The sequence below is a fragment of the Georgenia sp. Z1491 genome, from assembly GCF_049856175.1.
Classification (GTDB): Bacteria; Actinomycetota; Actinomycetes; order Actinomycetales; family Actinomycetaceae; genus JB111.
Window position 1 is genome coordinate 414078 of record NZ_JBNDNA010000001.1, and the last position, 18811, is coordinate 432888.

At 72.6% G+C, this 18811-nt stretch carries 15 protein-coding genes; 8 read left to right on the plus strand and 7 right to left on the minus strand.

All coding sequences use genetic code 11. From position 1 onward, the window contains the following. The first annotated feature begins 96 nt into the window (after nucleotides 1–96). The 6 genes from ACPYO4_RS01950 to ACPYO4_RS01975 all read left to right on the plus strand — a co-directional run bounded on the left by ACPYO4_RS01950 (nucleotide 97) and on the right by ACPYO4_RS01975 (nucleotide 10216). Nucleotides 97–1020 (plus strand): ribokinase, encoded by a 924-nt coding sequence (locus ACPYO4_RS01950; RefSeq protein WP_425707518.1) that lies wholly within the window; start codon nucleotides 97–99, stop codon nucleotides 1018–1020. Next, entirely contained in the window at nucleotides 1017–1964 is a 948-nt protein-coding gene (locus tag ACPYO4_RS01955; protein ID WP_425707519.1) for a LacI family DNA-binding transcriptional regulator, read from the plus strand. The genes ACPYO4_RS01950 and ACPYO4_RS01955 overlap by 4 nt, the downstream gene beginning before the upstream one ends. 139 nt (nucleotides 1965–2103) lie before the next feature. Beyond that, nucleotides 2104–3768, plus strand: a complete 1665-nt coding sequence (locus ACPYO4_RS01960; RefSeq protein ID WP_425707520.1) for a sugar ABC transporter ATP-binding protein — start codon at nucleotides 2104–2106, stop codon at nucleotides 3766–3768. Beyond that, nucleotides 3765–4817 carry an ABC transporter permease gene (locus ACPYO4_RS01965; RefSeq protein ID WP_425707521.1) on the plus strand — a complete coding sequence of 351 codons (1053 nt, stop codon included), beginning with the start codon at nucleotides 3765–3767 and terminating at the stop codon, nucleotides 4815–4817. The genes ACPYO4_RS01960 and ACPYO4_RS01965 overlap by 4 nt, the downstream gene beginning before the upstream one ends. A 13-nt stretch (nucleotides 4818–4830) precedes the next feature. Beyond that, complete coding sequence (locus ACPYO4_RS01970) at nucleotides 4831–5883, plus strand: substrate-binding domain-containing protein (protein ID WP_425707522.1); 1053 nt, start codon at nucleotides 4831–4833, stop codon at nucleotides 5881–5883. A gap of 274 nt (nucleotides 5884–6157) precedes the next feature. Next, nucleotides 6158–10216: a DUF2961 domain-containing protein gene (locus ACPYO4_RS01975; protein ID WP_425707523.1), complete on the plus strand. Its 4059-nt coding sequence runs from the start codon at nucleotides 6158–6160 to the stop codon at nucleotides 10214–10216. Between the two features lie 324 nt (nucleotides 10217–10540). Here the strand turns inward: ACPYO4_RS01975 and ACPYO4_RS01980 are convergent, their stop codons facing one another. Beyond that, nucleotides 10541–11272, minus strand: a complete 732-nt coding sequence (locus ACPYO4_RS01980; RefSeq protein WP_425707524.1) for a hypothetical protein — start codon at nucleotides 11270–11272, stop codon at nucleotides 10541–10543. Nucleotides 11273–11589: 317 nt separating this feature from the next. Here ACPYO4_RS01980 and ACPYO4_RS01985 point away from each other — a divergent pair, with 317 nt between their 5' ends. Beyond that, nucleotides 11590–12759: an LCP family protein gene (locus ACPYO4_RS01985; RefSeq protein WP_425707525.1), complete on the plus strand. Its 1170-nt coding sequence runs from the start codon at nucleotides 11590–11592 to the stop codon at nucleotides 12757–12759. Between the two features lie 103 nt (nucleotides 12760–12862). Here ACPYO4_RS01985 and ACPYO4_RS01990 read toward each other — a convergent pair whose 3' ends face one another. The 3 genes from ACPYO4_RS01990 to ACPYO4_RS02000 form a co-directional block, all read right to left on the minus strand. Beyond that, nucleotides 12863–13219: a hypothetical protein gene (locus ACPYO4_RS01990; RefSeq protein WP_425707526.1), complete on the minus strand. Its 357-nt coding sequence runs from the start codon at nucleotides 13217–13219 to the stop codon at nucleotides 12863–12865. A gap of 258 nt (nucleotides 13220–13477) precedes the next feature. After that, on the minus strand, nucleotides 13478–14080 hold the full coding sequence (locus tag ACPYO4_RS01995; RefSeq protein ID WP_425707527.1) for a low molecular weight phosphatase family protein: 603 nt from the start codon (nucleotides 14078–14080) through the stop codon (nucleotides 13478–13480). A 10-nt stretch (nucleotides 14081–14090) separates the two neighbouring features. Further along, a complete protein-coding gene (locus ACPYO4_RS02000; protein WP_425707528.1) occupies nucleotides 14091–15545 on the minus strand; it encodes a polysaccharide biosynthesis tyrosine autokinase in 1455 nt (484 codons plus the stop codon). 227 nt (nucleotides 15546–15772) lie between these two features. Here ACPYO4_RS02000 and ACPYO4_RS02005 point away from each other — a divergent pair, with 227 nt between their 5' ends. After that, on the plus strand, nucleotides 15773–16690 hold the full coding sequence (locus tag ACPYO4_RS02005; RefSeq protein ID WP_425707529.1) for a response regulator transcription factor: 918 nt from the start codon (nucleotides 15773–15775) through the stop codon (nucleotides 16688–16690). A gap of 38 nt (nucleotides 16691–16728) precedes the next feature. Here the strand turns inward: ACPYO4_RS02005 and ACPYO4_RS02010 are convergent, their stop codons facing one another. Genes ACPYO4_RS02010 through ACPYO4_RS02020 form a run of 3 tightly spaced genes read right to left on the minus strand, consistent with a single transcriptional unit; the run spans nucleotide 16729 to nucleotide 18789 of the window. Then, nucleotides 16729–17094, minus strand: coding sequence for a hypothetical protein (locus ACPYO4_RS02010; RefSeq protein WP_425707530.1), 366 nt, complete (start codon nucleotides 17092–17094; stop codon nucleotides 16729–16731). After that, nucleotides 17091–17768 carry a signal peptidase I gene (locus tag ACPYO4_RS02015; RefSeq protein WP_425707531.1) on the minus strand — a complete coding sequence of 226 codons (678 nt, stop codon included), beginning with the start codon at nucleotides 17766–17768 and terminating at the stop codon, nucleotides 17091–17093. Before ACPYO4_RS02015 ends, ACPYO4_RS02010 begins: the two co-directional genes overlap by 4 nt. Nucleotides 17769–17826: 58 nt before the next feature. After that, nucleotides 17827–18789, minus strand: a complete 963-nt coding sequence (locus tag ACPYO4_RS02020) for a SipW-dependent-type signal peptide-containing protein (protein ID WP_425707532.1) — start codon at nucleotides 18787–18789, stop codon at nucleotides 17827–17829. Nucleotides 18790–18811: the final 22 nt, after the last annotated feature.

Here is an 18811-nt window from a genome sequence, read left to right on the forward strand (position 1 = left end):
GACGGACGTGACGATGACGCACCCCGAGACGCCGCGCCGTGCCACGGCCCCGCGGTACCCGGACATCGAGCAGCCACCCTCCTGGGCCGAGGCGTCGTGACCACGCCGGCCCAGGTCTGCGTCGTCGCCTCGTTCATGTACGACATGGTGGCGACCGCGCCGCGGCGCCCGGCCGAGGGGGAGACGCTCGTCGGGACCGGCTTCGCCACCTTCGTCGGCGGCAAGGGGTTCAACCAGGCGGTGGCCGCCGCGCGGTCCGGCGCGAGCACGGCCGTCGTCGGCCGTGTCGGCGAGGACCACTTCGCCACGGAGTTCCGCGAGTTCCTGCGCGCGGAGGGGATCGGCGACGCGCACGTGACCGGCGACCGCGAGCAGGGCACCGGAGTGGGCCTGCCGGTCGTCGTCGAGGGTGGGCAGAACTCCATCATCATCGTGCCGCGCGCCAACGAGGCCGTGACGATCTCCGACGTCGAGGCCGCCCGTCCGGCGATCGAGGTCGCCGAGGTCCTGCTCCTCCAGCTCGAGATCCCGCTGCCCGCCGTCCGCCTCGCGGCGCAGATCGCGCGCGACGCCGGCACCACGGTCGTCCTCAACCCCGCGCCCTTCGCCGATCTGCCGCCGGACGTGCTCGGTCTCGTCGACGTCCTCGTCCCCAACGAGGTCGAGCTGAGCCAGCTGGTCCCCGGCGAGCCGGACCCGGCCGAGGCGGCGGTCGCGCTCCGGCGCAGCGCGGGGTGCGTCGTCGTCGTGACGTGCGGGCGCGCCGGCGTGCTGGTCGTCGACGACGAGAGCGCTCCCCGGCGCATCGCGGCGCACCGGGTGGACGTGGTCGACACGATCGGCGCCGGCGACGCCTTCTGCGGCAACCTGAGCGCCCGCCTCGCCCTGGGCGACGACCTCGACACCGCGCTGCGGTTCGCCAACGCCGCGGCCGCGCTGTCCGTGACCCGCCCGGGCGGCGCGCCGGCCGCACCACGCGCGGCCGAGACCGCGGACCTCGTGGCAGGGGCGGGGTCGTGACGCGGATCGTCGACGTCGCCGCGCGGGCCGGCGTGTCGACCGCGACCGTCTCCCGTGTGCTCAACGGGACCAAGGTGCGTGCCGACCTCGAGGAGGCCGTCCGGCGGGCCGTCGACGAGCTCGGCTACAGCGCCAACCGGGCGGCACGCTCCCTGCGGCGCCAGTACAGCGACGTCGTCGCCCTCGTCATCCCTGACGTCGAGAACCCCTTCTTCACCTCCGTCGCGCGCGGGGTGGAGGACGTCGCACAGGCCGCGGGTCTGTCGCTCGTGCTGTGCAACACCGACGACGACGTCGAGAAGGAGCAGAGCTACCTCTCTGTCGCGGAGTCGGAGAACATGGCGGGCGTCATCCTCGCCCCGGCGGGCGACGCGCCCGATCTCACGCGGCTCCTGGGCCGGTCCCGCGCCGTCGTGGTCATCGACCGTGAGGTGCGGGACCAGGTCGACCAGGTGCTGTTCGACAACGTGGGCCTGGGTCGGAGGGCGACCGAGCTCCTGCTGGCCCGGGGGCACACCGACGTCGCCTGCATCACCGGTCCGCGGACCACCAGCACGGCCGTCGAGCGCGCGGCCGGGTGGCGCGACGCCCTGGGCGACGCCGGGATCGGCGCGGACCGGCTCGTCCACGCGAACTTCCGTGTCGACGGCGGGCGGGCGGCGATGACCGAGATGCTCGCCGGCCCCACCCAGCCGGACGCGGTCCTCGCGACGAACAACCTCGTGGGGGTCGGCGTGCTGCAGGCGCTGGCCGCCTGGGGCGGTCCGCGGATCGAGGTGGGCATCGTCGGCGACCTGCCGTTCGCCACCTCCGACGTGGCGGACGTGGCCCGGCTGCCGCTGAACCCTCGCGAGATGGGGGTGCGCGCGGCACGCCTGCTGGTCGACCGGATCCGGGGCACGGCCGGCGAGCCGGGGACGCACGTCCTCGGGACCGACCCCTGACCGGGGCTCCGCCGGGCCCGTGACCGCAGCTCCGTCCGAGGCCCCGACACGGAGGGGTGAAGGTCTTGCGTCGCCGGTCGGCAGCGCGTAACGTTCCAGCGAGAAATCGATTACTTGCCAAGTTGCCAACGGGGGTAGCGTGCAGTCGTCCGACCGGTCGGTCCCCGACACACCTGTGCTGCAGATGTCCGGGATCGCCAAGCGCTTCGGCGGGATCCGTGCCCTCAAGGGCGTGGATCTCGAGGTCCGGGCCGGTGAGGTCATGGCCCTCCTGGGCGAGAACGGCGCGGGCAAGTCGACCCTGATGAACATCCTCGCCGGCGTGCTCCCGCCGGACGCCGGCCGGATCGAGGTCGGCGGGGAGGAGCGGCGGTTCGCGTCACCGTCGGACGCCCAGGCGGCCGGCGTCGCGATGATCCACCAGGAGCTCGACCTCGTCCCCGGCGCGAGCGTGACCGACAACCTCTTCCTCGGCGCGGAGAAGCGCCGCCTCGGCCTGCTCGACCGGCGCGGGATGGAGCGCGAGACCAAGGAGCTCCTCGCGGAGGTCGGTATCCGCATCTCGCCGTCCCGTCACGTGGGCACCATGCGCGTCGGGGAGCAGCAGATGGTGGCGATCGCCAAGGCGCTGCGACTGGACGCCCGGATCCTCGTGATGGACGAGCCCACCTCCGCGCTGTCGGAGACCGAGGTGACCCGGCTGTTCGAGATCATCCCCGGCCTGCGGCGGCGCGGGGTCGCGGTCGTCTTCATCTCGCACCGGATGGACGAGATCGCCCAGATCGCCGACCGCGGCACCGTCATGCGTGACGGCGAGAACGCCGGGACCTTCGACGTCGTCACCACGAGGCCGGCCGAGGTCATCCGCATGATGATCGGCAAGCCGCTCGACCAGGTCTATCCCGACCGGGCCGAGCCGGAGGCGGACGTCCGGCTGCGCCTGCGCGGCCTCCGGCTCGACGGCGGGGTGGACATCTCCCGCAGCGAGCCGAACGGGATCGACCTCGAGGTGCGGCGCGGGGAGGTCCTCGGCCTGGCCGGTCTGCTCGGCGCCGGGCGCAGCGAGCTCCTCGAGGCCGTGTTCGGCCTGGGCGGCGGCCGGCTGCGCGGGGACGTCGAGCTGGACGGCGAGCCGGTCCGCATCCGTTCCCCGCGCGACGCCATGGCCCACGGGATCGGGTTCGTCCCGGAGGACCGGCGGGCCGCCGGCCTCAACATGCACGCCACCGTCGGCGCCAACATCGCCATCAGCGTCCTCGAACGACTCGCCACCCTCGGCTGGCGGTCGAGGTCGAAGGAGCGGCGCGCGGTCACGCGCGCGATCGAGGCGCTGCGCATCAAGACCGGCTCCCAGGACACGATCGTGCGCACCCTGTCCGGCGGCAACCAGCAGAAGGTCGTCTTCGGCCGGAACATGCTGCGCGAGCCGCGCGTCCTGCTGCTCGACGAGCCCACGCGCGGGGTCGACGTCGGGGCCAAGTCCGAGATCTACCGCCTCCTCGCCGAGCTCTCGGCCGACGACGTATCGGTCGTCATGGCCTCCTCGGAGCTGCCGGAGCTCATCGGCGCCTGCGACCGCATCGCCGTGCTCCGCGAAGGCAGGGTCGTCGAGGTCGTGGCCGCCAGGGCCGCCACCGAGGAGTCGCTGCTCGCGGCAGCAGGCATGGAGCACCGCGAGCCCGCGCGCGTGGGCGCGGGTGGGGCGGAGCAGAGCGGCGCCGGCGGTGCCGAACGCGCAGGCCCGAAGGGCGCCGGCGAGCGCGCCACCACGAACGACCGGGACGAGACGGGGGAGACCCAATGAACGGGACGACGACCGCGGAGGGCACGGCTGCGGGGGCGACGACGGCGAGTCCCGTGCCCAAGCGGCGGCGCTTCCAGATCCCGGAGCGGTTCTTCGCGCTCCAGAGCTATGTGGCGCTGCTGCTCGTGTTCGTCGCCGCGATCGTCTTCTCGCCCAGGCGGGGTGGGGAGATCGTCTTCCTGAACAGCGAGAACCTGCTCAACATCGTCCGCGCGACGTCGGAGATCGGCATCATCGCCATCGGGATGACCTTCGTGATCCTCATCGGAGGCATCGACCTGTCCGTCGGATCGGTCCTCGGGCTGGCGGCGACCGGCGTGGCGAGCCTGCTCATGGTCAACCAGATGGGCGTGATCGCCGCGGTCCTCATCATCCTCGCGATCGGCGCGGCGTTCGGGGCCGCGCAGGGTCTGATCACCGCGAGGTTCGGCATCCAGGCGTTCATCGTCACCCTGGCGGGCCTGCAGATCGCCCGCGGCCTGGCGCGGATCTGGTCCGGCGGGCAGGGCATCCCGATCGCCTACGGCGACGGACCCGGCACGGCCCCGGACTCCTTCGCCCTGCTCAACTCCCGCACGTTCAACGGCACCGTGCCGATCCCCGCCCTGATCTTCCTCGCGGTGGCGGTCGTCGCCATCCTTGTCGCCCGGAACACGGTCTTCGGCCGGCACGTCTACGCGATCGGTGGCAACGAGCGCGCCGCCCGCCTGTCGGGCGTCCCGGTGCGGCGCGTCAAGGTCGCGGTGTTCGCCATCGCCGGTCTGCTCGCGGCCCTGGCGGGCATCATCCAGGCCGGGCAGCTCAACCAGGGCAGCCCCAACGCCGGGATCAGCTACGAGCTCGACGCCATCGCGGCGGTCGTCATCGGCGGCACGAGCCTCATGGGCGGTGTGGGCACGGTGGCCGGGACGATCGCGGGCGCCCTGCTCATCGGCATCCTCAAGAACGTCCTCGCCCTCAACAACATCGACTCCAACATCCAGCTGCTCATCACCGGATTCATCATCATCGTCGCGGCGGGCGTCCAGACCTTCCGCGCGCGCTCATAACAGGAGGCAGGACATGACCACCCGACACTTCTTCGCTCGTCGCCGCTGGACGGCCGCCCTCGCGGGCAGCGCGGCCCTCATGCTGACCCTCGCCGCGTGCGGGACCGAGTCCGACGCGCCCGGCGTCGGGGACGACGAGGCCGGTTCCGGGGACGGCGGCGGTGACACCGGCGCGGAGTGCGCCGGGGCCGACGGCGAGTACCTCATCGGCATGAGCCAGGCGAACGTCGCCGAGCCCTACCGGCAGCAGATGGACGACGACATCCGGGCGGCCGCCGAGGAGATCGACCAGTTCGAGGTCGTCTTCGCCGACGCCGCACAGGACAACGCGCAGCAGGTCTCCGACGTCGAGAACTTCCTCACCCAGGGCATCGACCTGCTGATGATCAGCCCCAACGAGGCCGCGCCGCTGACCGACGTGGTCGAGCGCGCCTACAACGAGGGCATCCCGGTGATCGTGCTCGACCGCAGGGTCGAGGGCGAGGCCTTCACCCAGTACATCGGGGCCGACAACTTCGAGATCGGCCGGGCCGCCGGCGAGTACGTCGCTACCGAGCTGCTGACCGACGGCGGGAACGTCGCCGAGCTGGCCGGTCTGCCCGGGTCGACGCCCGCGCAGGAGCGGGCCGAGGGCTTCCGCGAGGGCATCGCCGGCACCGACGGCATCGAGATCATCGCCGAGGGAACCGGCGACTGGCTGCGCGAGCTGGGCCAGAGCCAGGCCGAGGGCATCCTCCAGGCCAACGCGGAGATCGACGTCTTCTACGCCCACAACGACCCGATGGCCGAGGGCGCCTACCTCGCCGCGCAGTCCGCGGGCCGCGAGGGGGAGCTCGAGTTCATCGGTATCGACGGTCTGCCCATCCCGTCCGGCGGTATCCGCGCCGTCGAGGAGGGGCGCCTCTCGGCGACGTTCGTCTACCCGACCGGTGGCGTCGAGGCCGTCGAGACCGCCGAGCAGATCCTCATCGGCTGCGAGGAGGTCGACGTCGAGCAGATCCTCGAGACCCAGCTCGTCACGCAGGACAACGCAGCAGACGTGTACACCGAGCTCGGCGGGGAGTAGGGAGCCGAGGAACGCCGACCGGGAGGGGGGCGCGGGGACCCCTCCCGGCGTGGTCGGGCGAGGATGACACGCCACGCCCGGCCCGGTCCCGCGCCGTACGGCACGGACCCGATCGGCCTCCCGCACGTCCCGGACGGACCGCGCGGTCCTTCGGCATCCGGCAGGGCATCGCCGCCCCGCCAGGCTCGACGAGGAGCCACCGCACCGACGCACACGAGATCGACGCACACCAGATCGCACGACCAGTCACAGCTCCGATCGAGGGGGATCAGACATGTCCGACCAGTCACGCATCAGAGCACGGGGGAGACGACGCGCCGTCCGGGCGGTGGTCGCCGCCGTCGGCACGATCGGCCTGCTCGCGCCGGTCGCGGCCGCCTCCGCCGCACCTGCCGAGCACGCCGTACCTACCGAGAACGCCGCACCGCCGCTCGTCCTGCAGCCCGCGGTCCAGGAGCCGGCGCCCGACCAGGACGACACGTCGTCGTCGACCGGTCCCGTGGGCCGGGGCACCTACGACAGGCTCGACCTGCTCCCGACCCTGACGACCGGCGTCGAGACCCGCCAGTTCTCGAGCTTCGACCGCACCGGCGGCAACGACGACGGTTTCGAGGGCACCTACTCGTGCCTTCGCGAGGACGAGTCGGGCTGCGTGCTCGCGGAGGACACCGGGCCCGGTGAGATCGGCTCGATCTGGTTCACCTGGGACGGCGGCAACGTCTCCGGGGCCGGCAACATCGTCATCGAGCTCGACGGCGAGACGGTCGTCGACGCACCGCTGCAGGAGCTCGTCGACGGCGAGCACGGCGACCCGTTCACCTACCCGCTCGTGGCCAACGCCGACCAGAGCTCCGGCGGTGTCTACATCAAGGTCCCGATGCCCTACCGGGAGTCGATGCGGGTGACGACGACGAACAACCCGTTCTTCTACTACGTCACGCACCGGTCCTTCCCCGACGCCGAGGGCGTGACCACGTTCGACCCGACCGACCCGGCGAGCGACCTCGTCGAGGCTGCGCAGGCCTGGGGCACCGCGGACCCCAAGCCCGCCCACCCCGACGCGACCACGGTCGAGACCGACGTCGCGATCGCCCCGGGCGAGTCCGTCCGGCTCGCCGAGCAGAGCGGCCCGGGCGTGATCGACGAGCTCCGGCTGCAGCTCCCGCAGATCGTCGGGGTACCGCCCGACGGCGACCCGGTCGAGGACGACGGCCGCGCCCACACCGGGACCAGCAGCTTCACCGTGGCGATCGACCCGGACAACGAGGGCGTGCAGCTCACCAGACGCTGGGACCCGCTCTCGGCGAACCAGCACGCGACGATCACCGTCGACGGCGAGCCGGCCGGCGAGTGGGAGCCCGTCCGCGGGGACACGGGACGGTGGACCGACCAGACGGTCGAGCTGCCCGCCGAGCTCACCGCCGGGCAGAGCGAGATCACCGTGGAGAACACGTTCGTCTCGGCCGGGATCGACTTCAACGAGTTCCGCTACTGGGTCGACTCCGTCGTCGACGGCGAGCTCGTGCGGACCGACGAGCTCGACGTCGGCCCGGGGGACGAGGCGCTCGCGAGCGAGGAGGCCCACGGGTACGAGATCACCGACCAGCAGTGGGAGGGCTCGCACCGATACTCCTACCCGCGGGAGATCGACAACGAGGAGGAGATCCTCGCGTCCAACGAGCTGCTCCGTGACGTGCGCGTGCAGATGAGCTTCGACGGCGTACAGACCGTCGACGCCCCGCTGGGCGAGTTCTTCGGCTCGGGCCTCGGCGAGGCCGAGGTGCGCGCGCTCATGTACTCGATGGAGACCGAGGACGACGGCTCGTACTATTCCTGGTGGCCGATGCCGTACGCCGAGTCCGTCACCATCGACCTCGTCAACGGCTCGAGCCAGCCGATCGAGGCGGGCAACGGCTCGGTCACCTCGCACGCGGACCCCGCCGTCGCCGAGCAGCTCACCGGTCCGTCCCCGTCCATCGGCTACTTCCAGGCCGAGAGTCGGATCGGAGAGACCGTCAACGGGCAGGACTGGACGTTCCTCGACACCCAGGGCGTCGGCCGGTTCGTCGGCGTCAACCACACGATGGTCGGGCACATCGAGGAAGGGAACATCCGCAACTACCTCGAGGGCGACGAGCGGGTGTTCGTCGACGGATCGCGCTCGCCGCAGATCCACGGCACCGGCTCGGAGGACTTCTACCACGGCGGCTGGTACTTCAACCGCAACGAGTTCTCCGCACCGCTCAACGGGGCGCCCGCCATGCAGACCGGCATCCTCGACTGCCCGAACCAGTGCGACGCCGCCTACCGGCTCATGCTCGCCGAGGCCGTCAGCTTCGGCTCGGGGATCGAGTTCGGTATCGAGCCCGGCCCGACGGCGAACGAGCCCGGCCTCTACGGCTCCACCGCGTTCTGGTACGGGCACGAGGGCGTGAGCAGCCTGCGGGTCACCGACCGGATCGACGTCGGGAACGCCGAGAGCGAGGACGCCCACGCCTACACCGGCGGCGGCGAGGTGGAGAGCCTCACCTCGACCTTCGAGGGCCGGCACGGACCCAGCCCCGTGACCGAGGACCTGCGCGCGAGCGAGGAGGCCGTGTCCTTCACGGTTGCCGTCGCCGAGGACAACGACGGCGTGTGGCTGCGCCGCACGTCCGACCAGGCCCACGGCTACCAGGCGGTCGAGGTCGCGGTCGACGGCGAGGTCGTCGGCATCTGGCAGCAGCCGCTGGCCAACGAGACGCATCGGTGGTTGGAGGACTCCTTCGTGGTGCCCGCCGCACTCAGCCAGGGCACGGACGGCATCGCCGAGGTCGTCCTCACCCCGGTCGACGGCTCCGCGCCGTGGTCCGCGGCGAGCTACCGGGTCGAGTCGATCGTCGACCCGGTCGCGGACACGACCCCACCCTCCGCCCCGGTCGACCTCGTCGCCGAGGGCCAGGAGTCCAACGCGGTCGAGCTGAGCTGGGGAGCGGCCACCGACGACGTCGGTGTCGCCCACTACGAGATCCACGCCTCCACCGAGGCCGGATTCGAACCCGGTGAGGACACGCTGATCACCACCACCGCGAACCTCGGCCTGAGGCACGACGACCTCGGCCTGGGCGAGCAGTGGTACTACCGGGTCCGCGCCGTCGACGTCGGGGGGAACCCCGGTGAGCTCTCGCCGGAGGTCTCCGCCACGAGCGGCACGAGCATCCATCTCGAGGCCGAGAACCTCGAGGTCCTGGCCAGCGACGCCGACGCCGTCCGGCAGGGCACGTGCTGCGGGGCCGACTGGTCCGCCGGGGCACAGCTGTGGTTCAGGGCCACCGAGGTCGGCCACGCCGTCACCCTCGGAGTCGATATCCCCGAGGACGGGACCTACGACCTCGCCGGTGTCTTCACCCAGGCCGGTGACTACGGGATCGTCGAGATCCTCGTCGACGGTGAGGTCGTCGGCGAGCCCGTCGACGGCTACGGCGCCGAGGGCGTCGGGACGACCGACCCGGTCGTGCTCGGCACGGTGGAGCTCACCGCCGGCAGCCACGAGCTGACGGCGCGCGTGACGGGGCAGAACGCGGAGGCGTCCGGCTACTTCGTCGGGCTGGACTACTTCACGCTCACCGGTGACGACGAGGACCCCGGTGAGCCTGGTGAGCCGGTGCCGCCGTCGGCCGGTCGTGGGTTCTACCTGAACGACGGCTGGGGGATCTGGGCGGATCACGAGTTCAGCTTCGGCCGCCCGGGGGACGAGGTCCTCGTCGGTGACTGGGACGGCGACGGCAGCGACACGCTGGCCGTACGCCGGGGGAACGCGTACTACCTGAGCAACTCGCTGTATGGCGGGGCGGCGGAGGTCGAGCTGACCTACGGGCGTGCTGATGATGCGGTGCTGGTGGGTGACTGGGACGGTGACGGTGCGGATTCGTTCGCGGTGCGTCGCGGGAACAGTTACTTCCTCACCAACTCCCTGACCGGTGGCAATGCGGATGCGGTGCTGGACTACGGCCGCGCCGACGACACCGTGCTGGTGGGTGACTACGACGGCGACGGCGTCGACACGTTCACCGTGCGACGTGGCAACACGTACTACGTGTCCAACAGCCTCAACACGGGCTGGGCGGACAGCGAGCTCGACTACGGCCGGGCGTCGGACGACGTCCTGGTCGGTGACTGGGACGGCGACGCGGCCGACACCTTCGCGGTGCGGCGGGGCAACCTGTACCTGGTGTCGAACTCGCTGACGTCCACGGTGGCTGACACCGAGGTCCGCTACGGCCGGGCCGGGGACGAGGTGTTCGTCGGTGACTGGGACGGCGACGGCTCCGACACCCTGGGAGTCCGCCGCTGACCAGATCCATGTGGCGAGTGAGCGGACTTCTGCTCCACCAGTGAGCGGAGTCCTGCTCCACGGATAGGCGCCGCCCGGATCTCGGTCCGGGCGGCGCTCAGCTATATGGCGGGGCACGCCATTCGCCGTCGTCGTGCCCGTCGCCGGGTCGGTGTGGTCGGTGAGTCAGCGGGGTAACCGTCGAGGCAGTGCACCCGGGGGACTGCCTCGACGGTTACCCGATTGACTGGGCAACGGCGCCTCGGCGCGACACCGGAATCCGCTCCCCAGCGGGCAGAACAGCCCTCACTCGTCACGCGCGACGGACAGAACCGCGCTCAGTCGTCATGCGGTGGGGGTGGGGAGGCCGACGGCCTCGGGACCCTCCTCGATCACGGTGCGCAGCATCGACTCGAGCTCGGCGCGGGTGGCGTCGGCCTCGGTGCGGTCGATCTCCCCGTCGACCACAGCCGCGTCCAGCTGCTCGTCCACGGGCTCCAGGCCCAGCTGCACGAGGTCCTCGGGGTCCACGCCCTGCTCGGTGGCGAGCTCGCCGATTGTCGCCCCGTTCGAGAGCTCGCCGAGCAGCTCGAACGGTGAGAGGTCGAGGAGTTCGAGGCCCTCGAGCGCGGCGTCGATCATGGGCTGCATCGCGTCGGTGAGCGCCTCGACGTCGGCGCTGCCCGCGAGGTCCTCGGGCAGCTGCGCGGCAAGGTCGTCCGGCAGCTGCGCGGCAAGGTCGTCCGGGAGCTGCTCGGCCAGGTCCTCAGGAAGCCGCTCGGCGAGGTCCTCGGGCAGCTGCTCTGCCAGGTCGTCGGGGAGGTGGTCGAGGAGGTCGTCGGGCAGAGCGGGCAGTCCGCCGGGCGGGGTCGTCCCATCGCTCTCTCCTGGGCCGTCGCCCGGTCCGTCGTCGGAGTCCTCGTCCCCGGCACCGCCGGCGTTACCGGCAACCGCCGGCCCGGTCGGAGTGTCCTGCGCGCCGTCGTCCGTGCCCATGGTGGCCGCGACAGCCACGCCGCCGACCCCGACGAGACCGAGCCCGGCAACCGCCGCGACGGTGATGACCTTGTTCCTCATGCTGCTCCCTCGTCGTCGTGCCGGGCCCGCACTGGGGGCGCCGCCCGGCCGATCCTCCGTCTCGACGGTACGCGGGGCGCCGCGGACCGGCAACGAGTTCCGGCCCCGGTACACGACGCGACGCACCGCCCGCCTCGCTCCCGCCGGGCACTCCGCTTCCCTCGCCCTGCGCATCGCCCGTCCTGCTCACAGTTCCGTGCACCACTGCCCGTGCGGGATCCTCCGCAGTGGCGTCCCGCCGACCTAGACTTGGCCCTCGCGCGCCAGGACGCGGCAGCAGGGGCGGACCGCTCGCCCCGGGACCACGAGGGAACGGTGTGACCAGCTCGACGCCGGACGAGACCACCAGTCGGAGCCCCGACGAGCCGTCCGACGTCCCGTCGGACGACTCGCTCGACGACGACGTCATCGCGCTCTCCGGGGCCGACGACGCCGATCGTGGCCGACGTGGGCGCCGTCGTGGTGGCGGTCGGAAGGCCCTCATCGCCTCGCTCGTCATCGTGCTCATCCTCGTGGGCGGCGTGTACGGCGCGCTGCGGTACATCCAGCACCGCATCGACTCGCAGGTGGAGCGCATCCCGGACGTCTTCGAGTCCGTGACCGACCGACCGACGCACGCCGAGCCCGAGGAGGGGGACGGCACCCCGGTCAACTTCCTCGTCCTCGGCTCCGACTCGCGCATCTCGGCGGGCGACGCGTCCGAGTGGCAGGCCGGCGCGCAGCGGACCGACGCGATCATGATCGTCCACCTGTCCGGGGACCGGCGCTCCGCCGTCGTCATGTCGATCCCGCGCGACTCGTGGGTGCCGATCCCTGGTTATGGCGACAACAAGGTCAACGCGGCGTTCTCCTTCGGCGGGCCCTCCCTGATGGTGCAGACCGTCGAGGACCTGACGAACATCCCGATCGACCACTTCGCGGTCACCGACTTCGAGTCGTTCGCGACCCTGACCGACGAGCTCGGCGGCGTCGAGATCCACCTTCCGAACGGCATGCAGGGCACCACCCGGGACGGCCGCACGGTCGACCTGCCGCCCGGCACCCACCTGCTCGACGGCGAGGAGGCGCTCATGTACGCCCGTGACCGGTCGATCCCCGGCGGCGACCTCGGCCGTGTGCAGCGCCAGCAGAACTGGATGCGGGCCATGATGTCCGCCGTATTCCGGGAGAACCTCCTGCGCCGCCCGACCGCGCTGTACGACTTCGCCCAGGTCGTGGCCGGGACCGTGGCGGTGGACGAGCACCTGTCGGTGAGCCAGATGACCACGCTCGGACTCTCGATGCGCGACGTCAGGCCCGACGACGTCACCTTCCTCACCGCGCCGGTGGCCGGCACGGGGTGGAGCCCCGACGGGCGGCAGTCGATCGTCGAGCTGGACATGGCGGCCTTCGACGAGCTCAACGCGGCGATCGCCGAGGACCGCGCGGCGGAGTACCTCGACGAGAACCCCGACGTCGCCGAGCGACTCCAGGAGGAGGTCCGGTAGGGACCCGGCCGGGTCGGCCGGCACCGGCCCCGCCGGGACCGGACCACCGGCCACCGGGCCAGCGACCACCGGACCAGCGACCACCGGACCAGCGACCACCGGGTCAGCGACCACCGGGTCGGCCGACCGGTGGCGCGGCATCCTCCGTGGCGCCGTCGGCCACGAGGGCGTCGACGTGGTCGGCGATCTCGTCGACCCGAGCGTCGGCCTCGTCCTGGCTGAGGGTCCCGTCGGCGACCTCGTCGTCGAGCAGGGTCTCGATGTCGACCAGCAGCGCGTCGACGAGCTCGCTGCCGGCGACGCCCTCGTCATGGGCGATCTCGCCCAGCGTGGCGCCGCCCGCGAGGCGGGCCTCGAGGTCGGCCGGGTCGAGTCCGAGCGTGGTCGCGGCGGTGTCGAGCATCGGGACGGTGCCCGCGGCCTCCGGGGTGCTCCGGGTCGGTGTCGCGTTCACGTGCATGTCGTTCTCCTTGCGAGCCGGGTGCGAGGGGCCCGGTTCGAGCCCGTACGAGAGAATCTCGCTCATCGACCTGGGAGGGGCCTTGCGGGGCGCTGTGCGCGTCCTGCCGGAGTGGTGGGAGTCCGCTGGACGCGGGCACGCAGGGACAACTCAGGGGGCAGAAGTTCGCTCACTCGTCGGGCGGAGCGGGCAGAAGTTCGCTCACTCGTCGGGCGGAGGGGCAGAAGTCCGCTCACTCGTGGGACGGGCGCCGCCAGGTCAGGCTGTGCCGAGGACCTTGTCGGCGATGGCGTCGATCGCCTCGGCCACGGCATCGATCGCGGCCCGGTACTCCTCGGGGCTGCCGCGGTAGGGGTCGGGCACGTCGTCGAGCTCGCGGGGGACCTGCACGCGGTGACGGGAGGCGAGGTCGACGAGCGCCTTGAACCGGGCGGCGGGCGAGGCACCCTCCCCGGCCCGCGCCACGAGGTCGTCCTCGTCCACGTCCTGGGCGAGGCGGGCGAGCTCGCGCAGCGTGAACGACCGGCGCACGAGCGCAGGCGCGGCATCGACGACCGCGGTGCGGTGCTCGCGTGTGGCGGTGAGCACGACGTCGCTCGACGTCGCGATCCGCTCCGTCAGGGCCCGCGCGGCGAAGTCGCCGGTGTCGGTGCCGCGGGCGCTGAGCAGCTCGACCACGGGAGCGTCGATCGGGGCGCCGACGACCGCCTGCACGCCGGCGCTCCTCACCGTGACGCCGGAGCCTGCCCCGAGCCGCTGGCGCAGCAGCCGTTCGGCGGCGGGGGAGCGGCAGATGTTGCCGGTGCAGACCGTGAGGACCTGCAGCACGGCGGTGTCGCCGCCGGGGCGCGTGGCAGTCATGTCCGCTCCGTCAGGAGGCGGCGCGGGTGCGCCGGTTGCGGCGAGGGGCGGACGTGGCGCGGCGCGGGGCTCCCGCGCGCGTGATCGGCTCGGGGCGGGGCGCGTCGTCCTCGGTCAGCGGCTTGTAACCGCCGTACGCGTAGGAGTACCGGCTGTTGGAGCGCGCCACCCGGTTGAGGACGATGCCGAGCACGTGGGTCTCGACCGCCTCGAGCGACTCGAGCGAGTCGGCGAGCTGGCCCTTGTGGATCTGGTCGGCGCCGGCCACGACCAGGGTCCCGCCGGTCATGCCGCTGAGCACCGTGGCGTCGGTGACGGGCAGGATCGGCGGGCTGTCGAGCAGCACCGCGTCGTAGGACTCCGTGGCCTCGGCCAGGAGCGTGCGCATCGACTGCGAGCCCAGCAGCTCGCTCGGGTTCGGCGGGATCTGGCCGGTCGGCAGGATGTCGAGGGACGAGCTCTGCCACGGCTGCACGACGTCCTCGAGCGACGCGCGGCCGATGAGCACGGTCGTCAGGCCGACGCCGCCCTCGAGCCCGAGGTACTCCGCGACCGACGGACGCCGCAGGTCGGCGTCGATGAGCAGCACGCGGGCGCCCGTGTCCGCGAGCGAGGCGGCGAGGTTGATCGCCGTCGTCGACTTGCCCTCGCCCGGCAGGGAGGAGGTGACGACGATCGAGCTCGGGCCGTCGCCGAGGTCGACGAACTGGAGGTTGGTGCGCAGCCGGCGGACGGCCTCCGCCGAGGGCCCGTGCGGCTCGTCGTGGACGAAGACCCGGTCGCGCTCGGCGTTGTCCTTGACCGCGACGGCGGCGATGACGGGCACCTCGGTGAGGCCGGCGATGTCCTCCTCGGTGTGCACGCGGGTGTCCGCGAGGTGCCGGACGAAGGCGGCGCCCAGGCCGAGGAGCAGGCCGAGCACGAGGCCGAGCGCGCCGTTGCGCACGACGTCGGGCGACGACGGCGAGCCCGGGACCTGGGCGGGCGTCATGACGGTGGCCTGGACCGGCGCGGTCTCCCCGCCGTCGGGCGAGGACAGGGCCGCGGAGGTGCTGGCGAGCTGGCCCGCGACCGCGTTGGAGATGCGCGCGGCGTCGTCGGGGCTGGTCGAGGTCGTCGAGACCTCGAGGATGACCGTGTCCTGGGGCACGCTGACGGTGACCATCCCGGCGAGCTCGCCGGCGGACATGTCCAGGCCGAGCTCCTCGATGACGGGCTCGAGGACGAGCGGCGAGGTGGCCACCTCGGCGAAGGACGTCATCTGCCGCTGGGCGAACGTCGAGCCCTGCGCGAGGTCGGAGACGGAGTCGCCGCCCTGCACGGCGAAGAACACCTCGGAGCTCGTCGTGTAGCGCGGTGTGGCCAGCAGGCTGGCGGCGAGCGAGGCGGCGAGGCACAGGAGGGTGACGACCAGGACGATCGGCCACCGTCGGCGTAGGACGGCGACGTAGTCGGTCAGCTCCACAGGTCCACCATTCGTCTCGTTCCGCGCACCGGCGTCCCCACGCGAACCTGAGGGGGTCATGGGACGTGTGATGCATTAGTTGGGGGGGGAGTTGCGAGAGTACTACGGCGCGGCGGTGGTCCTGGGCCGTTTCCTCGGGCGATCCGGTCACTGCGGCGGTGCAATCGGCCGGCCGGGGGCTTCGCAGCAGGTCATGGGTTTGATAACTTCGTGAGGTGGTCCCTGGGATGAGAACTGCGGTCGTCGTCGAGGACGACGCCGACATCAGGTTCCTGTTGGAGACCACCCTTCGGCAGGCGGGGTTCGAGGTGCACGCCGCGGCGACCGGCGTCGAGGGTGTGGAGGCGGTGCGCCGCCACGATCCGCTCGTCACCACCCTCGACATCTCGCTGCCGGACATCGACGGCTTCGAGGTCGCCCGCCAGATCCGCACGTTCTCCTCGACCTACGTCCTCATGCTCACCGGCCGCTCCGACGAGATCGACACCCTGCTCGGGCTCGAGGCCGGCGCCGACGACTACGTCACCAAGCCGTTCCGGCCGCGTGAGGTCCGCGCCCGCATCGAGGCGATGCTGCGCCGGCCCCGCGCGGTCGCCGGTCCGGTGGGCTCGTCGTCGGCGGCGTCCGCCGGCTCGGCACCCGTCGCCGTGTCCGGCGAACCTGCCGCACCACTCCCGCCCCCGACGACGACGAACGGCTCGGCGGAGGGTGCTCCGCGCGAGTCGTCGGCCCCCGCGGCGGGGTCCTCGGCGGAAGGTCCTGCCTCACCGGCGCCCACGTCGCCCCCGGGGGGCGGGCTCCCGGACGCCGACGACGACTCGGTGCTGCGGCACGGCGGGCTGCTCGTGGACGTCGGGGCCCGCCTGACGTCCGTCGACGACGTCGCCGTCCACCTCACGCGCAGCGAGTTCGACATCCTCGTCGCGCTCGTGGGGGCCGGTCGACGGGTCGTCGAGAAGGACAGCCTGGTGCGCGCCGCGTGGGGCGACGCCGACGATCACGCGCGGTACGTCACCGACCCCGACCGCCGCGCCGTCGAGGTGCACATCGCGAACCTGCGCCGCAAGCTCGGTGACGGAGCATCGGCGCCCCGGTTCATCGAGACGGTCCGGGGTGTCGGCTACCGGATGGCGGCCGTTCGGTGACGGAGCGGACGTAGCGGCTGCCGCGGATCGGTCGGCGGTCAGCAGACGCAGCGGACGGACCGGGTGTCGAGCTCGTCCGCCGACCGGCGCGCGAGGTCGTCGAGCCGTGCGAGCGCCGGCCCCCTTGAGGTGCGGCCCGCCCGCGACGGGACGCCGTCCGGCGGCGGTAGGTCCCGGGCGGCCTCGGCGAGGGCGTCGGCGCCGAGCATCGCCGCCGAGCAGGCGAGGCTGAGGACGGCGACCTGGAGCTCGTCGGTGTCGGATGCGCGTCGGATGCGGGCCAGCCGCTCGTCGAGCATGGCGAGGAATCGGGCGACCAGCTCGTCCGTGGCCTCCTGACCGATGTCCTCGGCGAGCGCGAGCAGCGTGGATCGGTCGAGGACCGCGCGGTCGCCCTCCGTCATCGCGCGGCACCGGCGGACGATCGCGCGTGCGCCCCGCTCTCGCTCTCGACGCCGCTGGCGTCGGTGGTGGCCGCCTCGGCGCCGGCGCCCGTGCTCGCCGCGGAGCCGCCGTCCTCGACGTCGAGGGCCGGATCCTCGCCCGCCGCGCCCCCGTGCCGGCGAGCTCCGCGGACGGCGCCGAGGACCTGGACGGCCGCGTAGGTGAGCAGGGCGGCCGCGGCGACGATCGCGCCCGCGGCCTTCTGCCCGCCGTCGAGGGCCGTGGCGACATAGCCGGCGTAGGGGACGTGGTAGCGGACCTCGCCGCGGATCTGGGTGGCGGTGACGTCCCACGCGTCGACGGCGCCGTTCGCGTCACCCTGCGTGACGAAGCCGACCCCGTTCGAGGAGTCATGCCGCTCGACGATCCGGTGGGTGACCAGCGTCGGGTCGTTCGGGTAGGGCATGACGGTGATGACGTCGCCGACCTCGAGCTCGCGGGCGTCCGCCTCGCCGTCGACCTCCTCCACGACGACCTGGCTACCGGTGGGGATCGTCGGCTCCATCGAGCCGGTGAGGATCGTCAGCGGTACCCAGCCCATGATCCGGGGGACCACGACGAGTGCGCCGAGCAGGGCGAGGATCGCGACGAGCGCGAGGCCGGCGAGGGCGCGGCCGAGGTGGCGGACGGACATGGTGGGCTCCTTGGGCGTGGCGTGGCGTGTGCGGGGTGGCGGGGAGGGCCCGAGGTGCTCACCTGCGGGTGATGGTGCCGCCGTGCTGGGGCGATATCGTGACGGCGATCTGGGTGCTCGCGACGGCGCTGCCGTCCGGCAGGACCGCGACGACGCGGAGCCAGCCGGTGCTGCCGCTCCGCGTGAACTCGCTGCGAATGTCCTGCCACCTGATCTCGACGGTGCGGGCGGTGCCACTGATCGAGGTCCGGAGCATCGGCTGCCAGTTCGACGTGGCGACGCGGTACTCGACCCGCCACTCGGCGACGGGGGCCGTGCTCGGCGCGCCGCTGGCGGAGTCGGCCCAGGTCCAGTCGAGGTGAATCCACTTCCCGTTGGTGTGCGGACGGCTGTCGAGGGAGCCGACCTCAGGCAGGGCCGGCAGCGCGGCGGGTACGTCCTGAGTGGTCGACCAGCTCTGTGCGGCCGTCCAGGTGCCGTCGCCGGCCTGGGTGGCGGTGATCGCGGTCGTCACGGCCAGGGACACGCCCGCGTGGCTCGCCCGCAGGGTGTCGCCGGGGACGAGCGTGACGCACAGGGTCTGCGTGCCGCTGAGGGCGGCGCCACCGGTGACGGGGAAGCTCGTCCCCGCGGCGGTCGGTGTCGCGCTGAAGAGCGGTGCGCCGGAGACCGTGCACGACGTGCCGCCCGCCGTGCGGTACTCGATGCGGGAGCCGGCCAGCTGGGTGCCGGTGAGCGGGACCCCGCCGGCGGTCACGGTGACGGACGTCGGCGCCCAGGTGCTCGCGGCCGTCCCGCCGGGCGTGACGACGGCGGATCCGGTGACCCCGCCCGTGACGGCGAGGGAGAGCGAGCCCGTGGTCCCGGTGGGGGCGGAGACCTCGACCGAATCGCTCCACGCGGCCGTCGTGCCGCCCGAGGGCTGCAGGACCACCACGGCGACGACGGCGACGAGCGCCGCGACCAGCGCACGCACCAGGTGGGGGCGGGGGCGTGAGTGCGTGGTGGTCGCGGCGCTCATCGGTTCTCCTTCGGGCAGGTTC

Excerpts from the sequence above, each read along its gene's own strand:
- ACPYO4_RS01965 (WP_425707521.1), top strand. The coding sequence starts at position 3,765 with ATGAACGGGACGACGACCGCGGAGGGCACGGCTGCGGGGGCGACGACG.
- ACPYO4_RS01970 (WP_425707522.1), top strand. The coding sequence starts at position 4,831 with ATGACCACCCGACACTTCTTCGCTCGTCGCCGCTGGACGGCCGCCCTC.
- ACPYO4_RS01975 (WP_425707523.1), top strand. The coding sequence starts at position 6,158 with ATGTCCGACCAGTCACGCATCAGAGCACGGGGGAGACGACGCGCCGTC.
- ACPYO4_RS01980 (WP_425707524.1), bottom strand. The coding sequence starts at position 11,272 with ATGAGGAACAAGGTCATCACCGTCGCGGCGGTTGCCGGGCTCGGTCTC.
- ACPYO4_RS01990 (WP_425707526.1), bottom strand. The coding sequence starts at position 13,219 with ATGCACGTGAACGCGACACCGACCCGGAGCACCCCGGAGGCCGCGGGC.
- ACPYO4_RS01995 (WP_425707527.1), bottom strand. The coding sequence starts at position 14,080 with ATGACTGCCACGCGCCCCGGCGGCGACACCGCCGTGCTGCAGGTCCTC.
- ACPYO4_RS02005 (WP_425707529.1), top strand. The coding sequence starts at position 15,773 with ATGAGAACTGCGGTCGTCGTCGAGGACGACGCCGACATCAGGTTCCTG.
- ACPYO4_RS02010 (WP_425707530.1), bottom strand. The coding sequence starts at position 17,094 with ATGACGGAGGGCGACCGCGCGGTCCTCGACCGATCCACGCTGCTCGCG.
- ACPYO4_RS02015 (WP_425707531.1), bottom strand. The coding sequence starts at position 17,768 with ATGTCCGTCCGCCACCTCGGCCGCGCCCTCGCCGGCCTCGCGCTCGTC.
- ACPYO4_RS02020 (WP_425707532.1), bottom strand. The coding sequence starts at position 18,789 with ATGAGCGCCGCGACCACCACGCACTCACGCCCCCGCCCCCACCTGGTG.